Source organism: Paracoccus sp. SY (assembly GCF_002901215.1).
Taxonomy (GTDB): Bacteria; Pseudomonadota; Alphaproteobacteria; order Rhodobacterales; family Rhodobacteraceae; genus Paracoccus; species Paracoccus acridae.
The window spans coordinates 1-1126 of record NZ_NWMQ01000148.1; the positions used below are offsets into that span (position 1 = coordinate 1).

Annotated in this window: 2 protein-coding genes; both read right to left on the minus strand. The window is 66.4% G+C overall.

The window, feature by feature from the left end:
* Positions 1-440, minus strand: a 440-nt coding sequence (locus CK944_RS22215; protein ID WP_192877802.1) for an alanine racemase, incomplete at its 3' end; no start/stop codon positions are given.
* On the minus strand, positions 437-1126 hold a 690-nt coding region (locus CK944_RS22220), incomplete at its 5' end, for a pyridoxal-phosphate dependent enzyme (RefSeq protein ID WP_103175192.1). The genes CK944_RS22215 and CK944_RS22220, both read right to left, overlap by 4 nt.

The window sequence follows — 1126 nt, forward strand, 5'->3', positions numbered from 1 at the left end:
GCCGAGAGATCCGCCACATTCGCCACGTCGTCCACGCAGACGATGATCCGCCCGCCCGAAAGCTTGGGCAGCCGCGCCAGCCGGTCGATCTTCAGCGGGTCGCGCACCTGGTTCGAGACCAGGATGTCCTGGATCCCGGCGCGGGCGAAGACCTCGGCCTCGGAAACCTTCTGGCAGCAGACGCCGATGGCCCCGCCCAGCTCCATCTGCAGCTTCAGCACATCGACGGACTTGTGCATCTTGCCATGCGCCCGGTGGCGCATCCCATGGGCGCGGGCATAGTCGCCCATCTTGCGGATGTTGCGCTCCAGCGCGTCCAGGTCCAGGATCAGGCAGGGCGTCTGGATGTCACCCTCGTCCATGCCCGGCAGCGCGGGCACGTCGAAGCCGACCTCCAGGGTGTCGAGGTTCACGCCGTTCGTCTTGATCGGTGCGTTCATGATGCCATTCCTTCAATCCAGGGCAGCCTGTCCAGATCGACATTGCCGCCGGTGATGATGATGCCGACGCGCTTGCCGGCGAATGCGTCGCGGTTCTTCAGGACGGTGGCCAGCGGCACCGCGCTGGAGGGTTCCATCACCACGCGCAGGTGCTTCCAGATCAGCTTCATCGCCTCGACGATCTCGGCGTCGGACGCCGTGTAGATCTCCGACACGTGGTTGCTGACGAAGTGCCAGGTCAGGTCCTTCAAGGGCACCAGAAGCCCGTCAGCGATGGTCTTGGGCGCATCGTCGGCGATGATGTGGCCCGCCTTGAAGCTGCGATAGGCGTCGTCGGCCTGTTCCGGTTCGGCCGCGATGACCTTGGTTTCCGGGGCCAGCGTCGCAAGCGTCAGGCAGGTGCCCGAGATCATGCCGCCCCCGCCGATCGGCGCCACCACCATGTCCAGCCCGTCGGTCTGCTCCATGAACTCCTTGGAACAGGTGCCCTGCCCCGCGATCACCCGCGGGTCGTTGTAGGGATGGACGAAGTCGCCCCCCGTCCGCGCCTGCACCTCGGCAAAGGTCGCCTCGCGCGAGGAGGTCGAGGGCTCGCATTCCGTGATCACGCCCCCATAGCGGCGCACCGTGTCCTTCTTGGCCTGCGGCGCGGTGCGCGGCATCACCACGTTGCAGGGAATGCCCCG